This is a genomic window from Pseudomonas sp. 2VD (genome assembly GCF_005503585.1).
Lineage (GTDB): Bacteria > Pseudomonadota > Gammaproteobacteria > Pseudomonadales > Pseudomonadaceae > Pseudomonas > Pseudomonas aeruginosa.
This window is the reverse complement of the sequence record NZ_SCND01000035.1, coordinates 21,851-27,850: the sequence shown is the minus strand read 5'-3', so window position 1 is coordinate 27,850 and position 6,000 is coordinate 21,851. Positions and strand designations below refer to the sequence as shown.

The 6,000-nt window shown below is 56.4% G+C and carries 7 protein-coding genes and 3 pseudogenes; 9 read left to right on the top strand and 1 reads right to left on the bottom strand.

Annotated features, from left to right (window positions below):
* Both FFS27_RS06525 and FFS27_RS06520 read left to right on the top strand, forming a co-directional pair.
* Window positions 1–230, top strand: a pseudogene (locus FFS27_RS06525) (DUF6094 domain-containing protein); the annotation flags it as partial.
* Window positions 231–335: 105 nt separating this feature from the next.
* Window positions 336–497, top strand: a pseudogene (locus FFS27_RS06520) (SNF2-related protein); the annotation flags it as partial.
* 25 nt (window positions 498–522) lie between these two features.
* Here FFS27_RS06520 and FFS27_RS06515 read toward each other — a convergent pair.
* Window positions 523–953 (bottom strand): annotated as a pseudogene (locus tag FFS27_RS06515) (LexA family protein).
* A gap of 104 nt (window positions 954–1,057) precedes the next feature.
* On the opposite strand from FFS27_RS06515, the gene FFS27_RS06510 reads away from it, so the two are divergent.
* From FFS27_RS06510 to FFS27_RS06470, 7 genes are all read left to right on the top strand, one after another.
* Window positions 1,058–1,741, top strand: a complete 684-nt coding sequence (locus tag FFS27_RS06510) for an SOS response-associated peptidase family protein (RefSeq protein ID WP_003158165.1) — start codon at window positions 1,058–1,060, stop codon at window positions 1,739–1,741.
* Window positions 1,742–2,604: 863 nt separating this feature from the next.
* Entirely contained in the window at window positions 2,605–2,979 is a 375-nt protein-coding gene (locus FFS27_RS06495) for a hypothetical protein (RefSeq protein WP_003158163.1), read from the top strand.
* A gap of 24 nt (window positions 2,980–3,003) precedes the next feature.
* On the top strand, window positions 3,004–3,588 hold the full coding sequence (locus FFS27_RS33185; RefSeq protein ID WP_044265603.1) for a hypothetical protein: 585 nt from the start codon (window positions 3,004–3,006) through the stop codon (window positions 3,586–3,588).
* A complete protein-coding gene (locus FFS27_RS06485; protein WP_003158161.1) occupies window positions 3,573–4,169 on the top strand; it encodes a vWA domain-containing protein in 597 nt (198 codons plus the stop codon). Before FFS27_RS33185 ends, FFS27_RS06485 begins: the two co-directional genes overlap by 16 nt.
* Entirely contained in the window at window positions 4,166–4,369 is a 204-nt protein-coding gene (locus FFS27_RS34015; RefSeq protein WP_071533911.1) for a TrfB-related DNA-binding protein, read from the top strand. The genes FFS27_RS06485 and FFS27_RS34015 overlap by 4 nt, the downstream gene beginning before the upstream one ends.
* A gap of 351 nt (window positions 4,370–4,720) precedes the next feature.
* Entirely contained in the window at window positions 4,721–5,113 is a 393-nt protein-coding gene (locus tag FFS27_RS06475) for a hypothetical protein (protein WP_003158160.1), read from the top strand.
* 18 nt (window positions 5,114–5,131) lie between these two features.
* Window positions 5,132–5,455 (top strand): hypothetical protein, encoded by a 324-nt coding sequence (locus FFS27_RS06470; RefSeq protein WP_003158159.1) that lies wholly within the window; start codon window positions 5,132–5,134, stop codon window positions 5,453–5,455.
* Window positions 5,456–6,000 lie beyond the last annotated feature (545 nt).

Sequence of the window (6,000 nt, the reverse complement as noted above, 5' to 3'; positions counted from 1 at the left end):
ACCTGGTGGAAACCGGTCAACTCAACCCAGCGCCTTTGCTGAACCGCCATCTGGCGGGAGATTGGGGGACGCTGGACCAGGAAGACTGGAACACCAACCAGAGAGCCCTGAAGTTCGGCGATAGGCTGCTGTCGTCCTACGACATCGACGCCGGCGGCGAATCCAGGCTCTGGATCATCACTGAGGCAGACCGCAGCTCAACCACGCTTTTGCTTCCTAGCGATTACTGACCTCGCCCTCCGCGGCGATTCCTTCCACTCCACCCTGCAGGGTATGCCGATACCCGAAAGGGACGTGCATGCCCTGCTTTCTTCCTTCACCTGCAGGAGATGCACATGAACGCTCAGACCCAACCGGCCGCCCTGGCCGCCTTCCCCCTGAACATCAACCTGACCGACTTCATCGACGAGTTCGGCGACGAGCTCCTGGAGTCGCTCAATCGCTCCAACCCCCCGGTCTATACCGGCTCCGACAACGCTCACCGCCAGTTGGTGGTTGCAGTCAATCAGGGCGATGGCGCGGTCAGCCATGCTCATGACACCTCACGCTGTAGCGCACCACGCCCCAAACCAGCAACTCATCCCCTTCCAGGATGTACCTGGGCGCGTACCGAGGATCTCGGCGCGCAGCACCACCTGGCTCCCATCCTTCGCCAAGCGTTTCACGGTAGGCTCGCCGTTCACCGCTGCAATCACGATGTCTCCTGGCTCAGCTTCTCGGGATCGATCCACCACCATGAGGTCGCCGTCATGAATGCCAGCGCGAATCATGCTGTCGCCGCCGGCGCGTACCAGGTACGTGTGAGGCGCTCGAATCTGCAGAATCTCATCAAGCGAGATCTCCCGCTCCAGGTGATCCTGCGCCGGACTTGGGAAGCCGGCCGACACCTTGCTGGAATACAGGCGCAAGGAAGCCCCAGACCCAGCGACTGGGCCGAGGATAGTAACGGGCATGGGATGAAAACCTCTGTATACTGTCTGTTTATACAGTAGACGCTGACAGGATTTGCCTACAATGCAGGTAGGCCAAGATCCGACAGACGGAGGCACGGTGCGCTATGTGCGGAAGAGTAGCTCAGTACCAGGGCGCGAGAGAGTACGCTCAATTGATGGCCGACTGGCCATTTCTGGACCTGACCGATGGTGAACCACTCGAACGCTACAACGTAGCCCCTTCAACACAGGTCGCCATCCTTCGCCTGGTCGGCGAGGATCTGGTAGCCCAGCTCGTCCGATGGGGTTGGCGACCGTTCTGGGCCCAGGACCGTGCCGCACCGATCAATGCCCGAGCCGAGAAAGTCGCCCATTCGCGCTTCTACAGCGCAGTCTGGAAGCACAGGGCGATCACCCCGATCGACGGCTGGTTCGAGTGGGTGGACGAGGGAGGAGCAAGGAAGCAGCCCTACTTCATTCAGCGTGCCGATGGTGCCGCCGTCCTCTGCGCAACGATCGGCCAGTTCCCTGAACTGGACAGACAGCAGGAAGAACGCCATGGCTTCGTTATCATCACGGCTGATGCCCAGGGCGGAATGGTCGATGTACATGACCGGCGGCCCGTCGTTCTTTCTCCAGAGCTAGCAAGGGAGTGGGTCGATGGGGCAACCCCGCCCGAACGGGCAGAACAGATGGTGTTACAGGAAGGTGAGGCTCCAGAAGTGTTCACCTGGTATCGCGTCGACCGCGCGGTCGGCAATGTTCGCAACCAAGGGGCACACCTCATAGAGCCTCAGCGGACCGGGTAGGCTTAGTTCAACTATCGGCTATCGGCTGCCAGGAATTGCAGGAGGAAGTATCTGGCGATGAATCGGGGCGTTATCCTTCCCCTGTCGCCAGCGACGAAGGTCCTCGCTCACCCAATCATTCAGTGAGGCCGCGGACAAGGTTCCCCCATTCTTCAGGTAATATGCAACCTCCGCCATAGCTTGGTGATAGCCCCGCCGGTAAGTACCCTCTATTTGCGAATCGGCAGGACCAATATCTGAGCCTGGCCCCAACTTACCATCAACCATCCTCTCGAGAAGACTGTTTTCACCAGTCATAATAACCCCCTTATGGTTATAAAGCAGTTTTACAAGCTTGATACAACCAAGAAACCTTAACCACTTTTCTCAATATTCTTCAAGTGCATCAAGGGAGCAATTCGTCATAGCTTAATTCCTAGGAATAGCCTTTCAGTCAACCTAGCCGAATTCCTCTGTAGCCACACCCTTTCCAATGAATCTCCAATCTTCCGGCGCCTGGCGGCTATCGCAAATACTTACTTCAATCATCTGCCCCTGTTTCGGCTCTGCAGGCAGAAGCGCAGCTGTACGCAATAGCTCAGTAGGACTCGGTGCGTAGGTACTCTCCGAACAGTGGAAGGACCAAAGTCCATGTTTACCCGAATTGCCGATCTGGCGATCCAGCTTCAGCGTCCACCCTTGCTCTAGTCGAACCACCCACATATCAGGCCTCCGTAGGAAAAATCTAATTCTACTACCGCCTGGTGGGAGATAGAGCATCTGCCTGCCCAATCAGCCTGCTTGAACATATCCCTTTAAAGGGATAACCTCAAACCCAACGTTGGGCTATCAACCCAACCTCCAACGCCCCTGCCGAGAAAGACATGGCCTACGAAAAGACTTGGCACCGTGACTACGCAGCAGAATCGCTCAAGCGAGCTGAAACCAGCCGCTGGACACAAGATGCCAACCTAGAGTGGACTCAGCTCGCCCTGGAGTGTGCCCAGGTGGTGCATCTAGCCCGCCAGGTAGGAGAGGAACTGGGTAACGAGAAAATCATTGGCATCGCCGATACCGTGCTCTCGACAATCGAAGCCCACTCGCAAGCGACCTACCGCAGGCCGTGTTACAAGAGAATTACGACGGCCCAGACGCACCTCCTCGCGGTCACACTTCTGGAGCGGTTTGGTTCAGCGCGACGGGTAGCGAATGCCGTATGGCAGTTGACTGACGACGAAATCGACCAGGCAAAAGCATGAATAGTCCCCAGTGCGATGTCAGCTATGGATGAGTTGGACTTCAGCGGCCTGAGTGATGACCAACTCGTCGAGCTGGCCATCGCCATTGCAAAAGAGGCGGCCCGGCGCAATCCAGCGCTGCAAGCAGCTTTCGCCGAAGCGCTGGCCACCGAAAGGGAGAAGATCGATGCTCGCCTTCGGGGCGCCGAACGGGCCCGCCAATATGAAATTCAACAAGCCGAGCGAGTAGCAGAAGCTGCAAGCAAGGCCGTCGCTGACGAAAAGATGCGATCAAAACGCACCGAGTTGCTGCGCCGATATCTAGAGCAAGTTGCCTATCTGATTGGGAGACCGCCTCAAGAGCTGACGTTAGTCTGGAAAACCAGCGACTGGACACGACGAGTATCAGGTCCCCGCCTCCAGGTGAATCTCGGCTCCACCGGCACTGACGTGAAGTGGCACCTGATTGACTATGCCGAGGCCACGGATCAGATCTGGACCTCGCCAGCCCTGGCCAAGCTCACTCCCTCCTTGCAGCCTTGGGCTCGTGAAGTTTGCGTGGCTGTACGGGCGATAAATTTCGATAGAACTACGGTGGCACGAGGCGCCGAAATATGTCCAATGAACTGATCAACCCCCTGCAACAGCTCATCGCCAAGGCCAGCAAAACACTGCCCGTCACCACTGGCCGGGTAGCCACACACCAAGCGAGACTGGACCGTCGGCAAGGCGAGGTCATCATCCTGGCCGACATCTCCGCATCAATGGGATGTACTGCCTGGGGCCAGCGACGCAAGATCGACGTATTGCGCGAAGCTGTAGACGCAGCCCTGGAACGCCAACCGGCGAGATTGATCGCCTTCAGCGACCAGCCACGGGAAGTCCAGCACATCCCTGAGCCGGAGAGCAGTACCAACATGACCGCGGCCCTGCGAGCAGCCTTGCAATTCAATCCCGGTGTGACTCTCGTCATCAGTGATGGCCAACCTGACAACGAGAAATCGGCTCTCGAAGTCGCCGCCCAGTTTCGTGGCGTGATTGATGTGCTCTACGTTGGTCCCGAGATTGATCGCGCTGCCATGGGATTCATGCGTCGCCTGGCCGCAGCGGCTGGCGGAGATATGGTCAGCAACGATATATCAAGCCAGGCCGGCGCCCAGCGACTGTTGACCTGCATTGCCGGCTTACTCCCGGGGCCAAGTCGCGCATGACGGAAGAGCAGTTTTCAGCCCTTGCTGAGTTGATGCGCCTGCGCGGAGGTCCTGGCGAGGATGCTGCCCGACTGGTGTTGGTAAATGGTCTCAAGCCTACCGATGCTGCCCGGAAGACAGGTATCACTCCCCAAGCCGTGAATAAGACCCTCAGCAGTTGCCGGCGTGGCATTGAACTTGCCAAGCGGGTATTTACCTGAGCCCTTCAAGCCATTGCAGCGTGTTGTTGACTTTAAACTTCCGCCTGTCCATCCTTTGAGCCGTGAGCTGCTGACGTTGTCGGCACCCCTCCAGTAGCCGTGATCTGCGAGGCTACAGCACGGATTACCGTGTAGATCACTCCCTAGGTCGCACCAGCTTCCGGAAGCGCGATCAATCGACCATCAGGTTGATGGAAGCCCCCTCCCCTGACTGACGTTTTAAAACAGCCCCGTAGGGGCAACCTCACTCTCTTGCTGCCGAAACTTTCGGTAAGCGATACCCTGCACGCAGAACAGCTTGCTTTCTCAGCACAGCGACTCCATATCCCAACATCAATGGAAGGTGAAGAGATGGACGAAAACTACATCATCGCCCGTTCAATTAAAGAGGCAAACAAGTTTATTCAAACTTGGGAAGAAGCCGACATTGAAAAACTAACCGACGATCAAACAAGAGCTGCAATTGGCTTTGCCAGCAAGATCAATTCAGAGCTTCGCGAATGGATCAGAATGCACCTGGATGGTGAGGGCACAGCTCACGAAGAAGGATACTTAAAGGAACAACAGGCTCCTTGGAAAAAAGCCAACACTGGTGATCTTTTCACAGATTTCGGCTGGTGGCACCGCATAGCAAACCTCATGCTACACACGGCGTATATAAATCATGCGATGCTCGGCGGCGATCAGTATCACAGTCGACTGATGAAGATTTTCCGGGATAGATTCTCTTATCCCGAGGAATGACTTCTAGAGGGAAAAAAGATGAGCAATCAACAAAAAAACTTTGGCGATGCCCAGGTAGCGCTGGTCGCCGCTTGGAGAAAGCATCCGGAGCTGCGGGAGTCTTTAGATGGCGTCGTTTCTGAGGTGCTATCGCAAATAGTCTTTCAAACAGAGATGCTCAGCAAGCAGGCGGAAGGTTTGGCAAGATATGTCCGCCGTACTCACTCAGACGAAGATGAAGTTGTTCGCGTGCTTTGTTACAACATCGACATCCAAATCAATAGAATCATCTCGATATGCGGCGAAGTCAACCAGCATGGCATCCGTGTATATGGTGATGCAATCGATAGGGATGTAGACTGACTCGTCGAAATCTAATAGCAAGCTGAATACCCCGCTAAACTGCGGGGTTTCTTTTTGTGAGAAACTGCGGAGAGAAACAGAGACCGAGCACAGGAAGACCTTGGATGCCTGCAGCCCTTGATCTAACAGGTCAGCGCTTCGGCCGTCTCTTTGTTGTACGGGAGAATGGCCGGGTAAAATTTGGCAAGGAGCAGCCCGGCTGGCTCGTAGAGTGCAATTGCGGGCGCCGTGAGACTCTTGCCCAGGCGCTGTTGACGCAACGCGGGTGGCGAGAGTGCTCATACTGCCAGCGGCCGGAGTGCATTGTTTGCGGGGAAAAGGTACCGTCGACCCGCCCGCGGAGCGTCACATGCTCTGACACCTGCCATAAAGCCAAACGCCGTGGCCAGGACATCGAACGTTACCACAGGCGTGCAGCTGACCCTCAGTTCAATCAGCAGAGGTATCAGCGCCTGGTTGAACGCATGGCCGACGATCCTGACCTAGCCGAGCGCGTCAGGCAAATCCGCCGAGGCGCAAATGCCCGTTGGCGGATGAAACCTGAA

Excerpts from the sequence above, each read along its gene's own strand:
- FFS27_RS06510 (WP_003158165.1), top strand. The coding sequence starts at position 1,058 with ATGTGCGGAAGAGTAGCTCAGTACCAGGGCGCGAGAGAGTACGCTCAA.
- FFS27_RS06495 (WP_003158163.1), top strand. The coding sequence starts at position 2,605 with ATGGCCTACGAAAAGACTTGGCACCGTGACTACGCAGCAGAATCGCTC.
- FFS27_RS33185 (WP_044265603.1), top strand. The coding sequence starts at position 3,004 with ATGGATGAGTTGGACTTCAGCGGCCTGAGTGATGACCAACTCGTCGAG.
- FFS27_RS06485 (WP_003158161.1), top strand. The coding sequence starts at position 3,573 with ATGTCCAATGAACTGATCAACCCCCTGCAACAGCTCATCGCCAAGGCC.
- FFS27_RS34015 (WP_071533911.1), top strand. The coding sequence starts at position 4,166 with ATGACGGAAGAGCAGTTTTCAGCCCTTGCTGAGTTGATGCGCCTGCGC.
- FFS27_RS06475 (WP_003158160.1), top strand. The coding sequence starts at position 4,721 with ATGGACGAAAACTACATCATCGCCCGTTCAATTAAAGAGGCAAACAAG.
- FFS27_RS06470 (WP_003158159.1), top strand. The coding sequence starts at position 5,132 with ATGAGCAATCAACAAAAAAACTTTGGCGATGCCCAGGTAGCGCTGGTC.